This is a genomic window from Arthrobacter sp. P4_F10 (assembly GCF_056401435.1).
Genome location: NZ_JBFUJJ010000001.1, coordinates 390196 through 409811 on the forward strand (window position 1 = coordinate 390196; position 19616 = coordinate 409811).

The following is a 19616-nucleotide window of genomic DNA, read 5'->3' on the forward strand; positions in this document are numbered from 1 at the left end:
TAAATGACGGAACCATAAGAGTTGAACATACAACTTTTGCGCTGCTGCGGCCCGCCCGCCGCAGCACCCAGACTCTAGAAAAGGCACGTAATGAACCAGCCCGCACTGACCACCTCCGCCCGGACCATCCTGCGCGTCATCACGGGCTTCCTGTTCGCCGCCCACGGCTGGCAGAAGTTCAACGAATTCACCATCGCCGGCACCCAGGCGGCTTTCTCCCAGATGGGCGTCCCGGCAGCCCAGGCGGTGGCCCCCTTCGTCGCCACCCTCGAACTCGTCGGCGGGGTCGCACTGATCCTGGGCGTCCTCACCCGGGTCTTCGCCGCCCTCCTTGCGCTGGACATGCTCGGCGCCCTGTTCCTGGTCCACGCCTCCGCCGGCGTCTTTGTCGCCACCGGCGGCTACGAGCTGGTCCTGATCCTGGCCGCCGCCGCCCTGGCCGTGGCCCTTGTCGGCGCGGGCAAGCTCTCCGCTGACCGGGCCCTCTTCGGCCGCAGCAACTCGAAGCTCAGCGTCCTCGCCTAAGGCTTCGCCAAAGGCAATCAGCGAACGACGGCGGGCAGTCACCCTTGGTGACTGCCCGCCGTCGTTCGTGCCACCGCCTGACACTGTCCCGGTTATGGCGTCCCGGACAGCGATTGTGTCGCCTGCCGGCGGCTCCTGCCGGGCCTTTCAGTAAACTCGCAGCATGAGCGAGAACGCGCCCAATTCCGTGACCCTGCGCTTCCTGGCGGCCCCCACCGATGTCGGCCACAGTGGCTCGGTCGACGCCGGCACCGTGCTCGAGTGGGTGGACAAGGCGGCCTATGCCGCCGCCGTCGGCTGGGCAAAGTCGTACTGCGTGACGGCCTACGTGGGAAACATCCACTTCGCGGACCCGGTCAACAGCGGCGACATGGTGGAGGTCGAGGCCACGATCGTGTACACCGGGCGCTCTTCGATGCATATCCGCACCGTGGTGTCCTCAGGGGACCCCAAGGGCGGAGCTGCCACCATGCGCAGCCAGTGCATCGTGATCTTCGTGGCAGTGGGCGCAGACGGCAAGCCCATCCCGGTGCCTCAGTTTGAACCCGTGACGCCGGAAGAAATCGAGCAGCGGGACGACGCTCTGGCCCGGATCAAGGTCCGCGAGGACATCGTCCAGGCCATGAGCGGACAGGAATATACCGACGCCGGCACGGCCGAGCGGGTGGTGCTGCGGTTCATGGCGGCGCCCACGGACGTGAACTGGGGCGGCAAGGTCCACGGCGGCATCGTCATGAAGTGGATCGACGAGGCCGCTTACGTCTGCGCGTCCCGCTACTGCGGGAAGGATACCGTGGCCGTGTTCTCCGGCGGCGTGCGGTTCTACCGGCCGCTGCTGATCGGCCACGTCGTGGAGGTCGAGGCCCGGCTGGTCTACACCGGCACCAAGGGCATGCACATCGCTGTCCATGTCCGGTCCGGAGATCCCAAGGGGCGCGAGCTGAACCTCACCACCTACTGCCTGACAGTCATGGTCGCCCGCGACGAGACCGGCACCTCGGTCCCGATTCCGCAGTGGGTACCGGTGTCCGGGGAAGACGTCCGGCTCCACGCCCATGCCCGCGAACTGCTGGAAATCCGCGGCCGGGCGCCGGGAAACCGGCTGCCCAACCACCTGCTCGCGGCAGGCGGGGCCTAGGGCCGGCTAGAAGCCGCCGCCACCGCCGGCGTCGGCCGCCATGTTGGCAAACCGCGAGTAGTGGCCCTGGAAGGCCACCACAATGTCCTTTGTGGGGCCGTTACGGTGCTTGGCGATCAGGATGTCCGCCTCGCCGGCGCGGGGGGACTCCTTGTCATAGACGTCTTCGCGGTGCAGCAGGATCACCATGTCGGCATCCTGCTCGATTGAGCCGGATTCGCGCAGGTCCGAGACCATGGGCCGCTTGTCCTGGCGCTGCTCGGAGCCACGGTTCAGCTGCGACAGCGCGATCACCGGCACCTGGAGTTCCTTGGCCAGGAGCTTGAGGGCGCGGGAGAACTCGGAGACTTCCTGCTGGCGGGATTCCACCTTCTTGCCCGAGCTCATGAGCTGCAGGTAGTCCAGGATCACGAGCTTGAGATCATGCTGCTGCTTCAGGCGCCGGCATTTGGCCCGGATTTCCATCAGCGACATGTTGGGGCTGTCATCGATGAACAGCGGGGCATCGTTCATGCGGCCCATGGTGGTGGCGATCTTGGACCACTGCTCGTCTTTGATGGTGCCCTTGCGGAGGTCCTGGAGACCAATGGTTGCCTCGGCGGACAGCAGGCGCATGGCGATCTCGTTGCGGCCCATTTCGAGGGAAAACATGACGGTTGCGAGGTTGTTCTTGATGGCTGCCGAGCGGGCGAAGTCCAGCGCGAACGTGGATTTGCCGACTGCCGGGCGGGCGGCGATAACGATCATCTGGCCCGGATGCAGGCCGTGGGTCAGTTCGTCGAGCTCATAGAAGCCGGTGGGGACGCCCACCATGCCCTCGCCCCGGTGGCCCGAGGCCTCGATCTCGTCAACGGTGGATTCCATGACGTCCTTGAGGACCACATAGTCCTCGGCGGTCCGGCGTTCGGCGACGGCGTAGACCTCGGCCTGGGCCTGGTTGACCAGGTCTTCGACCTCGCCGTCCTGTCCGTAGCCGAGCTGGACAATCTTGGTGCCGGCATTGACGAGGCGGCGCAGGACCGCGCGTTCGCCCACGATTTCGGCGTAATAACCGGCGTTCGCGGCCGTGGGGACGGTCTGGATGAGTTCGTGCAGGTAGGCGGGGCCGCCGATCCTGTTGATTTCGCCGCGCTTGGTCAGCTCGTCCGAGACCGTCACGGCGTCAGCCGGTTCGCCCCGGCCGTAGAGGTCGATGATGGCCTCGTAAATGGTTTCGTGGGCCGGACGGTAGAAGTCCTGGCCACGCAGGATCTCGACGACGTCGGCGATGGCGTCCTTGGACAGCATCATGCCGCCCAGGACTGACTGCTCCGCGGGGATGTCCTGCGGGGGCTTGCGGCTGCCCTCGCCTCCCCGCGTACCCTCGACTGAGTCCAGATGCGTAACTGACAAAACTGCCGTCCTTCATTGTGTGCCGTGGCGGATATCCGTTCGCCGCAGCGCGTGTGCCCAGTGCCTTAATGCCCTGCGCCTTAATGCCCTGTGCCTTGATGCCCAACAGCCGTGATGCCCAACTGCTGTGATGCCCGATGCTGTGATGCTGTGATGCCCAGCGGCAAAGCCCGGCACATGCCGGCCGCTCAATTCTTATCAGTCAGCTCCGACAGTTCGCGCCGATCCGACACCGCCGTTATCCACAGCGTTGGTGCGGCTTGTGTGCCACCGGGATCCGGGGGCTGGGCCCCGGTTGACATCACCTGGCTACCGCAGGATTTCCGCTTCCCAGGCCCGATATCCTGCAACGTTATCCGCCGATCGGTCAGGCACCAACCCGGCAGCCCCGCTCCCCTGTGGATAACCTGTGTACTAGTGCCAGATGCTTGTGCACAGTCTGTGGGTAGAGCTGTGGATAGAAAGAAATTTAAGCCCGAAATCCGTACTTGACCTGCGGAAACATTGGATTCATCTTGTGGACACAAAACATTTTTCGCCAAGCTTCATCCACAGCCTGCACCTTGCAGCTGGGGATAGACTGCGGCGCCGGAGGCCACATTTGCCGCCCAATGTGCACATTTTGTGACCGGACTCATGCCGCCGCACCGAATTGACGCCAGCCGCGGCGCACTGTACGCGCGGTGCGGAACATGCTGTGGATAACCGCAATCTGGCATAAGCTCTAAACATGGGCGATGTACTGATAGTCATGTTGCCTGCCCTCATTCTGGCGGCGGTGCTGTGGGCGGTGACCACAGCCCTGAAGCCGCGGAATTTCGGCATCTCCGACGCCGAGCGCTATCAGCGGGAACTGGCGGTAAAGTCCCTGGCCCACTACGCGGCACAGGTCCAGGCTGCCGAGGCTGCCCGCGCCCGGGTTGAAGCCACCACGCGCCCCAGCCAGAACTCCCAGCAGCAGACGCAGCAGGCCGACAACGCCCGCTCCGCCCTGCTGGCCAAGATCGGCTCCGCCCCCTCGCGGAGCCGCCACGGCCACGAGGACGCCCTGCTCGCCGTCGGACACCTGAGTCCCCAACTCCTCCTGCAACTCCAGTCACTGGCCCGCGACGGCCAGAAGACGAAGGCCGCCCGGCTCCTGCGGCAGTCGACCCACTCGGACTTCAAGACCGCAAAGAATTACGTAGAACGGCTGTAGCACATGGACTCCCTGCTCATTCCCGTACTGATCCTGGTGCTCGTGGCCGCCGGCGTGCTGATCGCGGTCCGCGCCTGGAGCCGCCGCGGCGAACGCTCCAGGCCGGCACCCATGCCACAGCAGGACCCCGGCTCGGCGGAGCTGGCGCGTGCGGCGGCCGCCAGGCTCACCCAGGAGCAGCACCGGCGGCTATACGCTCTGATCGCGCAGGGGCAGGCGATGGCCGCCATCAAGGTGTACCTCGAGGCCACAGGCGAGGGCCTGCGGGCGTCGCGCGACGCCGTCGCGGCGCTGGCGGCGCACCCCCAGCCGTTCCGCGCCCCGGAGCCCGCGCCGGAGGACGTTCCGGACGAGGACGACGTGCCGCAGCGGTTCGCGTACCGCTACCGCGCGATCGCCAGCAAGGGTGATGTCACGCGCGAGGTGAGCAGCAACATGCTCAATGATGAGATCTACGGGAGGATCCGCACCCTGGCCAAGAGCGGCGATACCGAGGCCGCAGCGACAGCCCTGACCCGCCACTCGGATATTTCCATGAAGCAGGCCAGGGAATTTATTGCGTTGCTGGGCGACTGAGCGCCATAGGGCCCTGGCCCCGTTCATCCATCCCGCTGGCCCTACCCGGTAGATTCCGCGCTGGCAGGTAGTTTTCCTCGCCTAGAAGTCGAACAGGTCCCCCAGCCAGCTTTCCTTTTTCTTGGGACGGCGGCGGTCGTCGTAACGCGGCTGCTCATACCGCGACTGATCTGGGCGCGACTGATCTGGGCGCGGACGGTCGCGGCGCTCATCGTACCTGCGGTCGTCATAGCGGCGGTCATCCGGGCGCCGGTCATCCCGGCGCGGGTCGAAGTTGTACAGCGGAGGCGGAATGTGGCCAGGCGCCGTAGGGGGGAAGGCAGCAGGCGGGAGCGCAGTCGGCGGCAGCGGCGCGGCGGGGACGGCTGCTGCCGGGCCCAGGGACTCCGCCGCACGGTCGATGATCTTGTCCAGCTCCCCCCGGTCCAGCCACACTCCCCGGCATTTGGGGCAGTAGTCGATCTCCACGCCGCTGCGTTCACTCATGATCAGGTCAATAGAATCCACGGGACACTTCATGTCCCGGACAACGAGCGGGCCGCCGAAAAGGTTCGGGCGGCCCGGTGTGCAGAGCCTACCGCTGGCCGGTGATCCCGGCGAGAAGCTGCTCAAACGGCAGGGATTCCAGCGCGGCCGGCTTCTGCTGCGGCCCTGAGTCCTGCAGCAGGCCGACAAACTCCTCCGCCGCCCGGTCCACGCGCACCGAGAGCGGTGAGCCGCCGTCGTCGTCGTTGTTTCCCCAGTCCTGCGGTCCGGCGAAGACCGCGGTGGCGGCGATCCGGGTGCGCAGGTAGGTGAAGAGCGGCCGCATCGCGAAGTCCAGCACCATCTGGTGCCGGTCCGTGCCGGCGGTGGCCCCGAGCAGAACGGCCTTGCCTTCCAGCGCCTTGGGATCGAGCACGTCGATGAAGGACTTGAAAAGCCCGCTGTAGGAGGCGCTGAACACGGGGCTGACGGCGATCACGCCGTCGGAGGCCTCGACGCCGGCGATCACTTCGGCCAGCCGCGGAGCCGCGTAGCCGGTCACGAAGTTGTTGGCGATGTCCACGGCCAGGTCCCGCAGCTCCACGACGTCGATGTCCACGGCGTAGCCGGCCGCGGCGAGCTGCCGTTCAGCCGACGCCGCCAGCTGGTCCGCCAGCAGGCGGCTCGAGGAGGGGACGCCGAGTCCGGCGGAGATAACGGTAATACGGCGGGTTTCCACGGAGTGCTCCTAAGTTGAATCCTGGTAGCAACGCTGTTACATGCGTTTGCATCTACCTCTAGAAGCGGCGGATGCCTGGATTTATTCCCGGACACACGCCTTGCCTGACAGGAGTGCCGCGCTCTGCCAGACTGCCCTCATGGCTGAAAACAAAACGCAGGCCACCGGCGCCTCGGTGGAGGAGTTCCTGGCCGCCGTCGAGCATCCGGTCCGGCGCGGCGACGGGTTCCGCCTGCTGGCGCTGATGTCCGGAATCACGGGGGAACCGGCGCAGATGTGGGGTCCGACAATTGTGGGGTTCGGCCGCTACCACTACAAGTACGCGAGCGGCCGGGAGGGCGACGCCGCGGCGGTCGGATTCTCCCCCAGGAAATCCAGCCTGTCGCTCTACGGCCTCACGTACGGACCGGAGGCCGCCGAACTGCTCGGCAGGCTGGGCAAGCACAAGGTCGGCGCCGGCTGCCTGTACGTCAACAAGCTCGACGACGTCGACGAGGCCGTGCTGGCGGAACTGATCCGGCTCGGCTACCGGCATGTCAGCACGATGCTGCACCACGCCTAGTTTTTTAAAGCAGAAGGCCCCCGCCTTCGGTCCCTCAGAGGGAACCGGAGGCGGGGGCCTTCCCGCAGTTCAGGACTGCAGCCGGTGAGGGCTACTTGCCTGCGATTACGTCGAGTTCGATCACAGCGGAAACGTCGTCGTGCAGACGGACGTTTGCCTGGTAGGAACCGGTCGACTTGATGTGTGCCGGCAGTTCAACCTTGCGCTTGTCGATGCGGCCCAGGCCAGCGGCCTCAACAGCGTCGGCGACGTCGCCCTGCTTGACGGTGCCGAACAGGCGACCGGTTGCGCCGGCCTTGACGATCAGCTTGACCGGCTTGGCGGAGAGTGCAGCGGCCTGCTTCTGAGCGTCTTCCAGGGAAGCGTGCTCGCGGGCAACGCGGGCAGCCTTGATGGACTCAACCTGCTTCTCGCCACCCTTGGACCAGGTCAGGGCGAAGTTGCGGGGCAGCAGGTAGTTACGTGCGTAACCGTCCTTGACCTCGACAACATCGCCAGCAGCACCGAGACCGGTTACTTCGTGGGTCAGAATGAGCTTTGCCATGTTAGTTAATCCCTTCCTTAGCCGCGGCCAGCGCCGGAGTAAGGCAGCAGAGCAACTTCGCGGGCGTTCTTGATTGCCTGGGCGATCTTGCGCTGTTCCTGCACCGTGACGCCAGTGACGCGACGGGCGCGGATCTTTCCGCGGTCGGAGATGAACTTGCGCAGCAATGCTACGTCCTTGTAGTCGATGACAGTGATGTCAGCGGCCTTCAAGGGGTTGGACTTTGGTTTGGGCTTACGGAGTTCAGCCTTAGCCATCGTGGAGCTCCTATTCGATGGAGCCCGTGGATATTGATCCACGGGATGGTGGTGATCCGGCGCGGTCTGCACCCGGCCGCCTTGCGGCGTCCAGGCGGTTTTCGTTGCCGGACCTTAGATGTTGTTTAGAAGGGAGGTTCGGAATCCGGGCCGTTGCCCCAGCCGCCACCGGCATTGCTGACCCCGGGCGTGGCCCACGGGTCTTCCTGCGCGGCGGGCTGGTTGCCGCCCCATGTTCCACCGGTGTTGCCGCCCTGGTTTGCACCCTGGCCGCCACCGAAGCCACCGCCGCTGTTGCCGCCGCCGAAGCCACCCTGTCCACCCTGACCGCCGGAGCGCTGGGTGCGGTTGACCTTGGCATTGGCGTAGCGCAGGCTCGGGCCGATTTCATCGACCTCAAGCTCGATAACGGTGCGCTTCTCGCCTTCTTTTGTTTCGTAGGAACGGCTCTTCAGGCGGCCGGAGACGATCACGCGCATGCCCTTGGTCAGGGATTCGGCGACGTTTTCGGCTGCTTCGCGCCAGACCGACGCGCGGAGGAACAGGGTTTCCCCGTCCTTCCACTCATTGGACTGCCGGTCGAAGGTGCGGGGAGTAGACGCGATGGTGAAATTCGCTACGGCCGAACCGGACGGTGTGAACCTGAGTTCGGGGTCATTGGTGAGGTTACCGACAACCGTGATAGTGGTTTCGCCTGCCATCTACTGCCTCCTTGTGCGTTCCTGCGGGGATGAAGATTGAAGGTTGGCTGCTGAATTACTCAGCAACAACTTTCTGCTCTTCGGGGCGGGTGATCTTGGTGCGCATGATGGTCTCGTTGAGACTCAGCTGGCGGTCAAGTTCCTTGGCGGTAGCCGGCTCAGAGGTGAAGTTCACCACGGCGTAGATACCTTCGGACTTCTTCTGGATTTCGTAAGCCAGGCGACGACGGCCCCAGATGTCAACCTTTTCGATGGTTCCACCATCGTTGGTGATGACGTTCAGGAACTTCTGAAGCGACGGCTCAACGGCACGCTCTTCGACCTCGGGGTCGATGATTACCATCAATTCGTAAGGACGCATATGTGAACCCACCTCCTTTGGGCTAAGCGGTTACGGCATTTCCGTAACAGGAGGTTCATTTGCGGTGTCATGCAATGCCCGGCCGCCGGAACGGTGGCAGGGCGCAGCACAGACTTCAATATCTTAGTGCATTGGGGCTGGTTTCGGCGATTCCTGATGGAGCCACGCTAGCCCGGGCTTGCCGGGGGCGGAACCGGGCAGGGCGCTCATGTGGAAAACCGCCGCACGGCCGGCGGTCGGGGAGCCGGCGTGCGCTCTGTGCCATGATCTGAAAATGGACACCGACACCGATGCCACCGCCGTGCCCCCACCGATCCGCCGCAGCCGGCTGCGCTTTGCGGTCATGATGCTGGTCGGCGTGCTCGCTGCGACGGTCACCGGGCTGGCAGGGTACTGGGTGGAGGCCCCGGCGGTCGGCTGGTCCTGCGCCGCGGCATGCTACGTGATCTGGGTCTGGCTGGTGATCGGCCGGCTGGACCCCATCGAAACCATGGCCCATGCCACGGCGGAGGACCCGTCCCGCAGCGTCACCGACCTGCTGATCCTGGCCACGAATGCGGCGAGCCTCGTCGCGGTGGCCGCCGTCGTTATCGATTCGCACAGCACCGACACCTGGGCGCGCTTCGGCGGCGGGCTTTTGGTGCTGTCCTCGGTGGCGCTGTCCTGGCTGCTGGTCCAGACCCTGTTTACGCTGCGCTATGCCGAGCTTTACTACAGCACCGACGCCCATGCGGGGGCGGCGGTTGGCGGGATCAACTTCAACCAGGCCGGCCCCCCGCAGTACACGGATTTCGCCTACCTCGCCACGAGCCTGGGAATGACGTACCAGGTCTCCGACACCGCCCTGGAAAACCATGGTGTGCGGGCCGAGGCGCTCAAGCACAGCCTGTTGTCATATATTTTCGGGACCATCATCCTGGCCGCCACACTCAACCTTGTGGTCGGGCTGACCGTCTAGGGCCGCTAGGCCCTTTCAGGGCCGTCTAGGGCCGGCCATGGCGCTTCAACCCCTCATTGACCTGCGGTTACACCGCCGTCCGGAAAAACGTCCGGGTGACCGTGGCCAGCCAGTGCGGGTCCTGGACTCCGCAGAGCTCGCGCGCCGAGTGCATCGACAGCAGGGGCACGCCGACGTCGACCGTCCGGATTCCCAGCCGGGTGGCCGTCAGCGGACCGATCGTCGAGCCGCACGGCATCACGTTATTGGAGACGAATTCCTGGTACGGAATCCCGGCGTCCGTGCACAGCCGCGCCCAGAGGGCGGCCCCGGCGGCGTCGGTCGCGTAGCGCTGGTTGGCATTGATCTTTAGCAGCGGCCCGCCGTTGAGGACCGGCCGGTTGGCGGGATCGTGCCGCTCCGGATAGTTCGGGTGCACGGCATGGCCGGCGTCCGCCGAAACGCAGAACGACGCCGCGAACGCCTGCCGCCGCTGGCTCGCCGAGGCTCCGAGTCCGTCGGATATCCGCACGAGGACGTCTTCGAGGAGGGGCCCGCACGCGCCGGATCGGGACGCTGATCCGATTTCCTCATGGTCGAAGGCGGCCAGCACGGCGATCGGCGCACCGTTTGGCAGCGGCGTGGCGGCGTGCGCGATCAACGCCGTGAGTCCGGCATGGGTCGCTGAGAGGTTGTCGAGCCGGCCGGAGGCGAAGAATTCACCCCGCGCGCCGAACACCGCCGGGGCCTGGGTGTCCGCAATGACGACGTCGTACCCGCCGATCTGCGCCGGATCCACCGCAGCATCGCTGACCCTGTCCGCGAGGAGCCCGAGCAGGTCCTCGCCGGCGGGATCGCCCAGGCCAAAGACCGGGTTCATGTGCTGCTGCTTGTCCAGGGCGAGGCCTTCATTTACGGCCCGGTCAAGGTGGATGGCGAGCTGGGGGAAGCGCAGTAGCGGGCCTGTGGCCGTGAGGTGCTGTCTGCCGTCGCGCATGACGAGCCGGCCGGCGAGCTGGAGTTCGCGGTCCAGCCAGGAGTTCAGGAGGGGCCCGCCGTAGACCTCAACGCCGGCCTGCAGCCAGCCGAACTTGCCCGTAGTGGGTTTCGGCTTGAGTTTGAAGGACGGCGAGTCCGTGTGGGCGCCGAGGATGTTGAAGCCCGTGGTCGGTCCGGCGCCTGACGGCACCACCCAGGCGATGAGGGCGCCGTCGCGGATCACATAGAACTTGCTGGCAGCGGCGGCTTGCGGCTCCGGCCAGGCCTGCAGTTCTTCCAGGCCCGTGAAGCCCGCCGCCTCCAGCCGGCGCGCGGCTTCGTGGACGGCGTGGAAACTCGACGGCGACGCGCTGACGTACGCGCCGAGGTCCTGGATGTGCTCTACGGCAGTGCTCGGTGTTGGCATGGCTCCGAGTCTAGCCCGGCACGCACAGGGCCCCGGGCGTGCCGGGCGCCGCCTTGCCTAGACGGTGACGTTGAGGCCGGCGGCGTAGCCCGCGGCTACCGAGCCGCTCATCGTGGCCAGCTGGTATATACCGCCGTCGTTGCCGAAGACGTTGTCGGATTTCAGCGTGGTGCGGGGGAAATTCTGTGCACTGGATTCGTAGCCGGCCGACGCGTAGACCTCCTTGCAGGCTGCCTCGGTCAGCGCGATCTGCGACACCGCCAGAACCTGGCCGGCCGCCGTCGCCTTGTTCATGGACTCGAACACTTCGAAGTGGATGTGCGGCCAACGGCCGCTGTAGGCGCCGGGGTAGATGGTCGTGAACGTGACCTGCCCGTTGGCGTCGGCCTCCTGGACGCCGCGGAGGTAGTTCTCGTTCTGGAGCCCGGAATCGTACATGGAGTATCTGCCCTCGCGGTCACAGTGCCAGGCGTAAACGGCGGCGCCGGCCAGCGGGGTGCAGCCGTTGGCGTTGTCCAGCAGGGTCAGCGTGACGGTCAGCGGAATGCCCTCGGCCGTGCTGGTGGAGGTCCCGAAGCTGGACGTCATGTCCTGGCGGACCACGCCGGAAGCCTCGAGGACGTTGGGCCCGTTGGATCCGTCACCGGGGTAGGGGCCGGCGGTTTCCTGCGGGATTTCAATGCCGCATTCGGCGATCGCACGGGTCAGGGCCGGAGTGGCCGATGACGAGGCGGACGCCGCTGCCGCGGCCGACGTCGTTGCTGTCGCGGGCGCTGCTGCCGCCGAAGTCGCTGCGGCCGGGGCCGACGTCGAACTGCCGCTGGTGCCGCCAGGGGTGCAGGCCGCCAGGGCGGCAGCCGTGCCCGCGCCGAGGAACATGCCCAGGGATCGGCGGCTCATGAGGGTGGAGAGATCGAATTCCAGGCCGCGGTCATGGTTGGGGTGCGGCTCGTGCGGGGGCTGGGGCCTATTTGTCATAACCCCATCGAACCCGGCAGCGCTATGGGCTGGCTAGTCCCTTCCTGTGAAACGGCTGTGCCGCGGCTGGACATGCCCTCCTTTCGGGCCGGGGAATGGACATGTCCCCGCGGCAGGCATGGGCATGCCCTCCCCTCGCGCCGAGCAGTGGACATGGTGGCGCTATGTCCACTCGTGGGAGCAGAGGGAGGGCATGTCCGGATTTCAGACCTCAGAAAAGGCTCTCTGACCACGGCCAAGAACGGACATGTCCCTTCTCGGTACCGCCGGACATGCCCTCCCCTCCGCCAGGGGAATGGACATGTCCCCGCGGCAGGCATGGGCATGCCCTCCCCTCGGGCCAAGGCATGGACATAATGCCACTATGTCCGCTGGTTGGCGCCGGGGGAGGGCATGTCCGGTGGTCCGGGGTCGCCGAGCGAGTCCTGGAAGCTATGCCCCCGGTCGGGCGCCCACCGTGGCGTCCTCGGCACGAGCCACAGTGGCGTCCTCGGCAGCTTCAGCCTGAGCCTCAGCAGCTTCGGCGCTCCCGGCAGGAGCCTCGGCGACACCTGCTGCGGGAACGGTGGCCTTGGAGCCGTTCCTGCGGTAGCGGAAGACCCCGATCCCCACCACGACGGCGGCGAGAGCCAGCGAGAGCAGGAGTGATTCCCGCGTGGATTCCAGGATCACCATGCCGATCAGCAGGGCCACGATGCTGACGATCGACACCCAGGTCAGGTACGGGAAGAGCCACATTTTCAGCTGGAGATCCTTGGCGGCGGCGCCCATGCGGCGGCGCAGGATCAGCTGGGAGGCGGCGATCACGAGCCACACGAACAGGGCGATAGCGCCGGAAGTGTTGACCAGGAACAGGAAGACGGTGTCCGGGGCGATGTAGTTCAGGCCGACGGTGATGAAGCCGACCACCGTGGAGGCCAGTACCGCGGAAGAAGGCACGCCGCGCTTGGAAATCCGCATCCATGACTTGGGGGCATCGCCGCGGCGGGAGAGCGAGAACAGCATGCGGCTGGCGGTGTAGAGGCCCGAGTTCAGGCAGGAGAGCACAGAGGTCAGCACCACAATGTCCATGATGGTTCCGGCGCCGGGGATGCCGAACAGCTCGATGACCGCAACGTAGGGGCTCTTGGCGACGGAGGCGGAGTTCCAGGGCAGCAGGGTGACCACAATGGCGATGGAGCCGATGTAGAAGACGAGGATGCGCCAGACGGTGGACTTCACGGCCTTCTTGACGGCGTCGACAGGGTTTTCGGATTCACCGGCGGCGATGGTGGCAATCTCCGCGCCGAAGAAGGAGAACACGACAACGAGGATGCCGGCCAGGACGGCGCCGGGACCGTTGGGCATGAACCCTCCGTTGCCGATCAGGTTGTCCAGACCGGGTGCCGGAACGCCGGGGATGAGGCCGAGGATCGCGGCGGCGCCAAAGAGCAGGAAGAGCACGATTGCCGCCACCTTGATGGAAGCGAACCAGAACTCGAACTCGCCGTACGACTTCACGGACCCGAGGTTGGTCAGCGTCAGCAGTATCATCAGGGCAAGCGCCCACACCCACTGGTCAATGCCGGGGACCCAGCGGTGCATGATCGCAGCCCCGGCCGTGGCCTCGATGCCGAGGACAATGATCCAGAACCATGCGTAGAGCCAGCCGATGCTGAACCCGGCCCAGCGGCCCAGGGCCTTGTCCGCGTAGGTGGAGAATGAGCCGGTTTCCGGGTTGGCCGCAGCCATCTCGCCCAGCATTCTCATGACGAGGATGACGACGAGTCCCGCCGCGGCGTAGGCAACCAGGATGCCCGGGCCGGCCTGCTGGATCGCCGCACCGGAACCGACAAACAGTCCGGCGCCGATCACGCCGGCGATGGCGATCATGGACAGATGCCTGGGTTTCAGGGATTTTGAGAGCTGCTGGTCAGCGGGCATGGAAGCGCCGTCCTTTGTGGGGGTTCAGGCCCGCTCTTTGCCGGCACGGAATCGAATCCCTGCTGTGCGGCGGACCACAATGTCGTTTCACACTAGACCGCGCGGCACAGGCCCCGTCTTGTGCAGTCCCACAAATGACGGCCCGCGAGACCGGGCCATCCCCCAACAGGGAGGGCTTCAGCGCAACTAAAGTTGCCTCATAGACAACTCGGCAATGTGCCTGAAACCACTGCTTCAGGCCTACCCGCCGGTAGCCGGCTCCCACGGCCGGCGGGCCGTTCCCGTCAGTAGTCCGCGTTGCTCGGCACCACGAGGCCGGTCTCGTACGCGTACACGACGGCCTGGACACGGTCGCGGAGGTGGAGCTTGGTCAGGATCCGGCGCACGTGCGTCTTGACGGTGGCCTCGGACAGGAAGTACCTGTGCGCGATTTCGGCGTTGGAGAGCCCCTCCGCCATCGCCCCGAGCATCTCGTTTTCGCGGGGCGTCAGGTCCGCCAGCAACGGATCCCTCGCCGGGCGTGCCGGGCTGGCGGCGCGCTGTCCGCCGCCGTCCTCCGCCCCGGCGCGCTGTCCGCCGCCGTCCGCCCCGGCATGATCCATGCCGGCTCCGGCGCCGCGGACGTAGGTCTCCAGCAGCCGCTGCGTAACGCGCGGGGCCACCACTGCGTCGCCGCTGGCCACCACCCGCACCGCGCTGATCAGTTCCGCCGGCGCCACGTCCTTGAGCAGAAAGGCCGAGGCCCCGGCCCGCAGCCCGGCAAAGGCGTATTCATCGAGGTCAAAGGTGGTCAGGATGATGATCTTGGCGTCCGAATCCGAGGCCGCGATGGCCCGGGTGGCCTCGATCCCGTCCAGCACCGGCATCCGCACGTCCATCAGGACGACGTCGGGCGCGAGCTCCCGGACGTGGCTGACCGCTTCGGCACCATTGGATGCCTCGCCCACGATGCACAAATCATCTTCGCCCTCCAGGATGAGCCGGAAGCCCATCCGAAGCAGCGGCTGGTCATCCACCAGCAGAACGCGTACCGGTCCTTTGTCGAGCATTGTTCCCCCCTGTATCCGTGGCATTCTCGCCATTGCAGTTCAGTTCCGTGTGCACGCGCCAGCCGCGCTCACCAGTGCGCCCGGCGTGTACAGTGCCTGCGTAAATCCTGGCCCGCTCCCGCATCCCGGCGATTCCATGCCCGGTGCCGAAGGTATCCAGTGAGTCGGGCTTCGCCTGCGCGGCGGCCCCGGCACTGCCGGGGTCAACGGTGCCCCTGCCGTCGTCGACCACTTCGATGGTGACGCGTGAACCGTTGCGGACAATGCTGACGTCCACGCGGCTGAGCGCACGGCCGTAGCGCAGCACATTGGTCAGCGACTCCTGCACAATCCTGTACACGGTCAGCTGGAACGCCGCATCGGAGGGCAGGGACGGGCCGGTGTGCGTGTAGTGCAGCGGCAGTCCCGCGGTGCGGAAACCCTCAAGCAGTGTGGCCAGGCTGCCTCCGGCCACCAGCGGCTCGCGCGGGGCGTGCCCTGCGGCGGCGTCCTCGCGCAGCACGCCGAGCACCCGGCGCATGTCGGCCAGCGCGGTGCGTCCCGTCCGGGAGAGTTCGGCCAGGACGCCGGCGGCGCGCGCCGGATCCTTCTTGACCACGACGGCGGCGCCGTCCGAAAGGCTGATCATGACCGTCAGCGAGTGCGCCACGACGTCGTGCATTTCGCGCGCGATCCGGTTCCGTTCCGTGACCGAACCGAGCTGCTGGGCGCGGGCGGCCCATGCGGCGATCTCGTACTCGTGCTCGCGCCGCTGCCGCACCGAGATCCCGATCCCCGTGGCGATCACGTTGGAGAGCGTGATGCCGATGCCCGCCGCGATGCCCGTGAGCAGCTGGAAATTCTCCGGCGTGCGGACCGCCATGTCCGGGAGCCGCCCGTCCAGCGGACCAACGGCCAGCAGGAAGTACAGGAGCAGGAGCGGGGCGGTGGTCAGGGCAAGTGTTGCAAGGGCGAACCGCCGCGTGCGGACGACGGCGACGGCGTACAGCGAAAACCAGAGCCCGGCGGAGACATTGGATCCCCACGGATGCAGGAAGGTGACGGCCAGCTCCAGTGCCGCCACGGCGGCCGCCACCCGCACGGGATAGGCCCGCCGGAACAGCAGGACGGGCGCGGCCGCGGCGAGCAGGACGGCCACCGGCCAGTCGCCATGCAGGATCGACTCGATGGCCGTCGGCGTGACCAGGACCAGGTAGCAGAGCACCACCAGGACATCCATGACTCGCGGATTGGCCAGCAAGTAGCGCCGGAGCCGGCCGCGGCGGCGGGCGGTGAGTTCGGCGAGGGACGCGTCGGCCGGTCCGGCCGACGCGTCCCTCACAGGTACTGCATCGATCATGCTCTGAGCCTAGACGCTGGGCCTGTGCGCCCGGCTTAGACGTCCCGCTTCTTGAGCAGGATGGCGGCCAGGAGCACCGGGACCACAACCCAGGCGCCCAGCACCAGGCCGGCCTGCCAGGCCTCGAGCGTGTCCGGGACGTGCTCCACGGCGGTCAGGGGATCCACGGTGTTGCCGGGCAGGTACTTGCGGGCCTCCACGAAGAAGTCGCCCGGAATGAGCTGGAAGGCGATGGGCGCCACGAAGAACAGGCCGACCAGGCTCATGATGCCGCCCGCCGAGTTGCGGATCAGGGTGCCCAGCGCCATGCCGATCGCCGCGACCGCCGCCACATAGATGCTGTTGACAACGAGCAGCTTGACCGACTGCGAGCTGCCCAGGTCCAGGCCGAGGCCGTAGTTATCCAGGATCGGCACCGACACCAACCCGGCCACCAGGGTGGAGGCGGCGGTGATGACGAAGGAGGTCAGCACTACCACCACGAGCTTGGCCGCGAACGCCGGAATCCGTTTGGGCACTGCCGCGAACGTGGACCGGGCCATGCCCGTGGTGAACTCGGAGCTCATCAGCAGCACACCGAGGGAGCCCAGGATCAGCTGGGCAAACGCGATGCCGGAAGTCGGCACGCTGACGGCGATGTCGCCGCCCTGCGCCGCGAGCCTGGCCGCCACCTCCGGGTCCTGGGCCGCCGCCTCGGAGAACTGGCCCGTCCCCCAGGCCGAAAGCGCCCCGAACCCGACCATGACGACCACTGTGGAGCCGAGCAGGATCAGCGTGGAGAGCAGGGTGCGGAACTTGATGAATTCGGAGTTGAGGACCCGCAGGAAGCTGGGGCCGGGGCCGGAACTGCTGCCGTTTCCGGACCGCTGCGCGCGGGATTCGGCGCCGCGGGGCGATGGCGTGGATTCAACGGTTGTGGAGCTCATGGCTTAGTTGCCTCCGGCTTCGACGGGAACAGCGCCCGTGGTGATCAGCGAGTGGTATTCGACCTCATCCTTGGTCAGCTCCATATAGGCCTCCTCGAGGCTGGCCTGCAGCGGGGTGAGTTCGTAGATCATGACGTGGTTCTCCAGCGCTGCGGTGGCGATCTGCCGCGGGTCCAGGCCTGTGACTTCGAGGAGCTCACGCTCCTGGGCCTCCACGGAGACGCCGGTTCCGGCCAGCAACTGCATGAGCCGGTCCGGCTGGTCTGTGCGGACCCGCGTGCGGCCCTGGCCCTTGCCGGTGATGATTTCCTGGATCGGGGCGTCCGCAATGATCCTCCCGCGGCCAATCACGATCAGGTGGTCCGCCGTGACGGCCATTTCACTCATGAGGTGGCTGGAGAGGAAGACCGTGCGGCCCTCGGAGGCCAGATACTTCACCAGGTTCCGGACCCACACCACCCCTTCCGGGTCGAGACCGTTGACGGGCTCGTCCAGGATGACGGTCTGCGGGTCGCCCAGGAGCGCGGCGGCGATGCCCAGCCGCTGGCCCATGCCCAGTGAGAAGCCGCCGACCTTCTTGCGGGCCACCTCGGCCAGCCCGGTCATCTCAATGACTTCGTGGACCCGCTTCTTGGGGATGCTGTGGGTCGCGGCCATGGCCAGCAGGTGGTTGTAGGCGGAGCGGCTCGTGTGGACGGCCTTGGCGTCGAGCAGCGCACCGACATCGCGCAGCGGCGCGGCGTGCCCGGTCAGCGGCGACCCGTTGACGGTCACTGAGCCCGACGTCGGCCGGTCCAGTCCCATGATCATGCGCATGGTGGTGGATTTTCCGGCCCCGTTCGGACCCAGGAAGCCGGTGACCCGGCCGGCTTCGACGGTGAAGTTGACGCCGGCGACGGCGGTCTTGTCGCCGTAAACCTTGGTCAGGCCTCGTGCTTCGATCATGGAAGCTTTCCTTTGCGTAGCGGGAGATTATCCGGGGCTCCGCAGTCACGGGCCCGTCTGCACACCACGCTACCGAGGCCGGCGGCGTATTTCGCCGGTCTCAGGGATGATTCAGGGGCCAATCAGGGTAGTCCGGGAGGATGACAGGCTCAGTCGAGGGGCGAGTAGTAGGTCAGGGCGTCGCGGCGGACCGTGAACTCCACGCTCCGCACTCCTGGCATGACCTCCCCGTCGACGGCGAGGACCATGGGCCCGTTCCCGGGTTCCACCGTGATCCGGTCCGTTTCGCTGAGGTGGGTGATCCCGGAAGTGGCCACGGTGCCCGTGAGCACGGCCCAGAGCAGCCGCAGCCGGGCAAACGGCTCATCGGCAGTAATCATCCGCAGGTCCAGGACCCCGTCCGCCAGCACGGGGCGCACCAGCGGCGCGTGGTCGCTGGGGTAGTAGCGGCCGCGGCCGATATACAGGATCCACAGCCGGTGCCGCACCCCGTTGACGATCAGGGTGGTGGGGGTACCGGCCGCGAAGGTCCGGAACATGGCCACCACTCCGGCCAGGGGTTTTCCCAGAGCCGGCTGGAGCTGTTCGCGCCGGCGGACCAGGTTCGGGTAGAGACCGATGCTGGCCGTGTTGAGCATGATCAGTTCGAGGTGCTCCGGGCTGTCGGGGAGCCCGCGTTCGACACTCACGTGGCCGATGTCGGCCACTGCGGCCTCGCCGTGCGAGGCCGCCTGCACCGCCGCCCCCAGCGTGGGCGTCCCGGCGTCGCGGGCAAAGTGGTTGAGCGTTCCGCCGGGGAGCACCAGCAGCGGGAGGGAGCGTTCGACGGCGGCGGCCGCCGCGGCGCCCACGGTTCCGTCGCCGCCCCAGACGCCCAGGGCCGCAATGCCCGGCCGCGTCGCGACCTCGGCGATGCCCGCGTCAACGGCCTCATCATGCCCAATTTTCTTTATATACGCTTTGGGGAATGTTTTTTGCAGGGCGTCAACGGTCTCGTCGGCATAGGACCCGCCGAGGGTGTTGACGGCGATGCAGAGACCCTGTCCGTCCGGGAGTTCCGCGGCCCGGACGGCGCCACGGCGGGTTTCCGGGAAGGGCGGCCGGACGGGCCACCACTTCCGCGTCACCATGGCCGCGCCGGCGCCGATCGCGGAACCGAACAGCACATCCGAGGGCCAGTGGGCCCCGGTGTGGACCCGGGAGTAGGCCACCCCGGCCGCGACGGGGGCCAGCGCCGCACCGAGTGCCGGCCGGACCATGCCGACTCCGAGCGCGAAGGCCACCGCGGAGGCCGAATGGCCCGAGGGCATCGACGAACTCGTCGGCTGCGGATTGACGAAGCGGAAGACCGGAAGGTGTTCGGGCAGGGGCCGCGTCCGGGGCAGGAGGGTCTTGAACACCACGTTCGTGACTGCCGAGGCCACGCCTTGGGCCAAGAGCCCATGCAAGGCTGCCCGGCGCGTCCTTCCGGGCACCAGGGCCATGGCTCCGGCGACGCCGAACCAGAGTTTGCCTTTGTTGGCGGCGGCGGAGAGACGGCGGAAGAACTCGTCATGGCCTCCGCCCGGCAGATTGGAGACGGCGCGCACCAGTTTGAGGTCGAATTTCGACAGGCGGCCGGGGGCCTTCCTCAGCATGGTTCGCATTTGACCACCA

The 19616-nt window shown here is 66.8% G+C and carries 21 protein-coding genes; 6 read left to right on the top strand and 15 right to left on the bottom strand.

Translation table 11 applies throughout. The features are described from left to right. Positions 1-90 precede the first annotated feature (90 nt). A complete protein-coding gene (locus AC1DR1_RS01835) occupies positions 91-525 on the top strand; it encodes a DoxX family protein (RefSeq protein ID WP_229991897.1) in 435 nt (144 codons plus the stop codon). Between the two features lie 163 nt (positions 526-688). After that, on the top strand, positions 689-1663 hold the full coding sequence (locus AC1DR1_RS01840) for an acyl-CoA thioesterase (protein WP_229991896.1): 975 nt from the start codon (positions 689-691) through the stop codon (positions 1661-1663). Positions 1664-1669: 6 nt separating this feature from the next. On the opposite strand, the gene dnaB is transcribed toward AC1DR1_RS01840, so the two are convergent. Then, positions 1670-3055 carry a replicative DNA helicase gene (gene dnaB, locus AC1DR1_RS01845; protein ID WP_091560661.1) on the bottom strand — a complete coding sequence of 462 codons (1386 nt, stop codon included), beginning with the start codon at positions 3053-3055 and terminating at the stop codon, positions 1670-1672. A gap of 730 nt (positions 3056-3785) precedes the next feature. On the opposite strand from dnaB, the gene AC1DR1_RS01850 reads away from it, so the two are divergent. Together AC1DR1_RS01850 and AC1DR1_RS01855 are read left to right on the top strand one after the other, a co-directional pair. Then, positions 3786-4253, top strand: coding sequence for a hypothetical protein (locus AC1DR1_RS01850; RefSeq protein ID WP_229991895.1), 468 nt, complete (start codon positions 3786-3788; stop codon positions 4251-4253). 3 nt (positions 4254-4256) lie between these two features. Then, on the top strand, positions 4257-4829 hold the full coding sequence (locus AC1DR1_RS01855) for a hypothetical protein (protein ID WP_229991894.1): 573 nt from the start codon (positions 4257-4259) through the stop codon (positions 4827-4829). 81 nt (positions 4830-4910) lie between these two features. Here the strand turns inward: AC1DR1_RS01855 and AC1DR1_RS01860 are convergent, their stop codons facing one another. Both AC1DR1_RS01860 and AC1DR1_RS01865 read right to left on the bottom strand, forming a co-directional pair. Further along, positions 4911-5336: a TFIIB-type zinc ribbon-containing protein gene (locus tag AC1DR1_RS01860; RefSeq protein WP_229991893.1), complete on the bottom strand. Its 426-nt coding sequence runs from the start codon at positions 5334-5336 to the stop codon at positions 4911-4913. A 67-nt stretch (positions 5337-5403) separates the two neighbouring features. Continuing rightward, positions 5404-6033: an FMN reductase gene (locus AC1DR1_RS01865; protein ID WP_229991892.1), complete on the bottom strand. Its 630-nt coding sequence runs from the start codon at positions 6031-6033 to the stop codon at positions 5404-5406. Positions 6034-6172: 139 nt separating this feature from the next. Between AC1DR1_RS01865 and AC1DR1_RS01870 the strand changes: the two genes are divergently transcribed. Next, complete coding sequence (locus AC1DR1_RS01870; RefSeq protein ID WP_229991891.1) at positions 6173-6595, top strand: DUF1801 domain-containing protein; 423 nt, start codon at positions 6173-6175, stop codon at positions 6593-6595. 91 nt (positions 6596-6686) lie between these two features. Here the strand turns inward: AC1DR1_RS01870 and rplI are convergent, their stop codons facing one another. The 4 genes from rplI to rpsF all read right to left on the bottom strand — a co-directional run bounded on the left by rplI (position 6687) and on the right by rpsF (position 8458). Then, a complete protein-coding gene (gene rplI / locus AC1DR1_RS01875; protein WP_229991890.1) occupies positions 6687-7139 on the bottom strand; it encodes a 50S ribosomal protein L9 in 453 nt (150 codons plus the stop codon). Positions 7140-7156: 17 nt separating this feature from the next. Continuing rightward, positions 7157-7396, bottom strand: coding sequence for a 30S ribosomal protein S18 (gene rpsR, locus AC1DR1_RS01880; protein ID WP_003800144.1), 240 nt, complete (start codon positions 7394-7396; stop codon positions 7157-7159). Between the two features lie 125 nt (positions 7397-7521). Beyond that, positions 7522-8097 (bottom strand): single-stranded DNA-binding protein, encoded by a 576-nt coding sequence (locus AC1DR1_RS01885; protein ID WP_229991889.1) that lies wholly within the window; start codon positions 8095-8097, stop codon positions 7522-7524. 55 nt (positions 8098-8152) lie between these two features. After that, complete coding sequence (gene rpsF, locus AC1DR1_RS01890; RefSeq protein ID WP_090582123.1) at positions 8153-8458, bottom strand: 30S ribosomal protein S6; 306 nt, start codon at positions 8456-8458, stop codon at positions 8153-8155. A 274-nt stretch (positions 8459-8732) separates the two neighbouring features. On the opposite strand from rpsF, the gene AC1DR1_RS01895 reads away from it, so the two are divergent. After that, a complete protein-coding gene (locus tag AC1DR1_RS01895) occupies positions 8733-9416 on the top strand; it encodes a DUF1345 domain-containing protein (RefSeq protein ID WP_229991888.1) in 684 nt (227 codons plus the stop codon). Positions 9417-9483: 67 nt separating this feature from the next. On the opposite strand, the gene AC1DR1_RS01900 is transcribed toward AC1DR1_RS01895, so the two are convergent. The 8 genes from AC1DR1_RS01900 to AC1DR1_RS01935 form a co-directional block, all read right to left on the bottom strand. Continuing rightward, positions 9484-10800, bottom strand: a complete 1317-nt coding sequence (locus AC1DR1_RS01900) for a M18 family aminopeptidase (protein WP_229991887.1) — start codon at positions 10798-10800, stop codon at positions 9484-9486. Between the two features lie 57 nt (positions 10801-10857). Next, positions 10858-11778 carry an intradiol ring-cleavage dioxygenase gene (locus tag AC1DR1_RS01905; protein ID WP_229991886.1) on the bottom strand — a complete coding sequence of 307 codons (921 nt, stop codon included), beginning with the start codon at positions 11776-11778 and terminating at the stop codon, positions 10858-10860. Positions 11779-12210: 432 nt separating this feature from the next. Then, complete coding sequence (locus tag AC1DR1_RS01910) at positions 12211-13701, bottom strand: amino acid permease (protein WP_229991885.1); 1491 nt, start codon at positions 13699-13701, stop codon at positions 12211-12213. 284 nt (positions 13702-13985) lie between these two features. After that, positions 13986-14750 carry a response regulator gene (locus AC1DR1_RS01915; protein ID WP_229991884.1) on the bottom strand — a complete coding sequence of 255 codons (765 nt, stop codon included), beginning with the start codon at positions 14748-14750 and terminating at the stop codon, positions 13986-13988. After that, on the bottom strand, positions 14710-16089 hold the full coding sequence (locus tag AC1DR1_RS01920; RefSeq protein ID WP_229991883.1) for a sensor histidine kinase: 1380 nt from the start codon (positions 16087-16089) through the stop codon (positions 14710-14712). Before AC1DR1_RS01920 ends, AC1DR1_RS01915 begins: the two co-directional genes overlap by 41 nt. 35 nt (positions 16090-16124) lie before the next feature. After that, entirely contained in the window at positions 16125-17015 is an 891-nt protein-coding gene (locus AC1DR1_RS01925) for an ABC transporter permease (RefSeq protein ID WP_229991882.1), read from the bottom strand. 3 nt (positions 17016-17018) lie between these two features. Further along, positions 17019-17960 (bottom strand): ABC transporter ATP-binding protein, encoded by a 942-nt coding sequence (locus AC1DR1_RS01930; protein WP_229991881.1) that lies wholly within the window; start codon positions 17958-17960, stop codon positions 17019-17021. Positions 17961-18109: 149 nt separating this feature from the next. After that, positions 18110-19606, bottom strand: a complete 1497-nt coding sequence (locus AC1DR1_RS01935) for a bifunctional phosphatase PAP2/diacylglycerol kinase family protein (RefSeq protein WP_364746618.1) — start codon at positions 19604-19606, stop codon at positions 18110-18112. Positions 19607-19616: the final 10 nt, after the last annotated feature.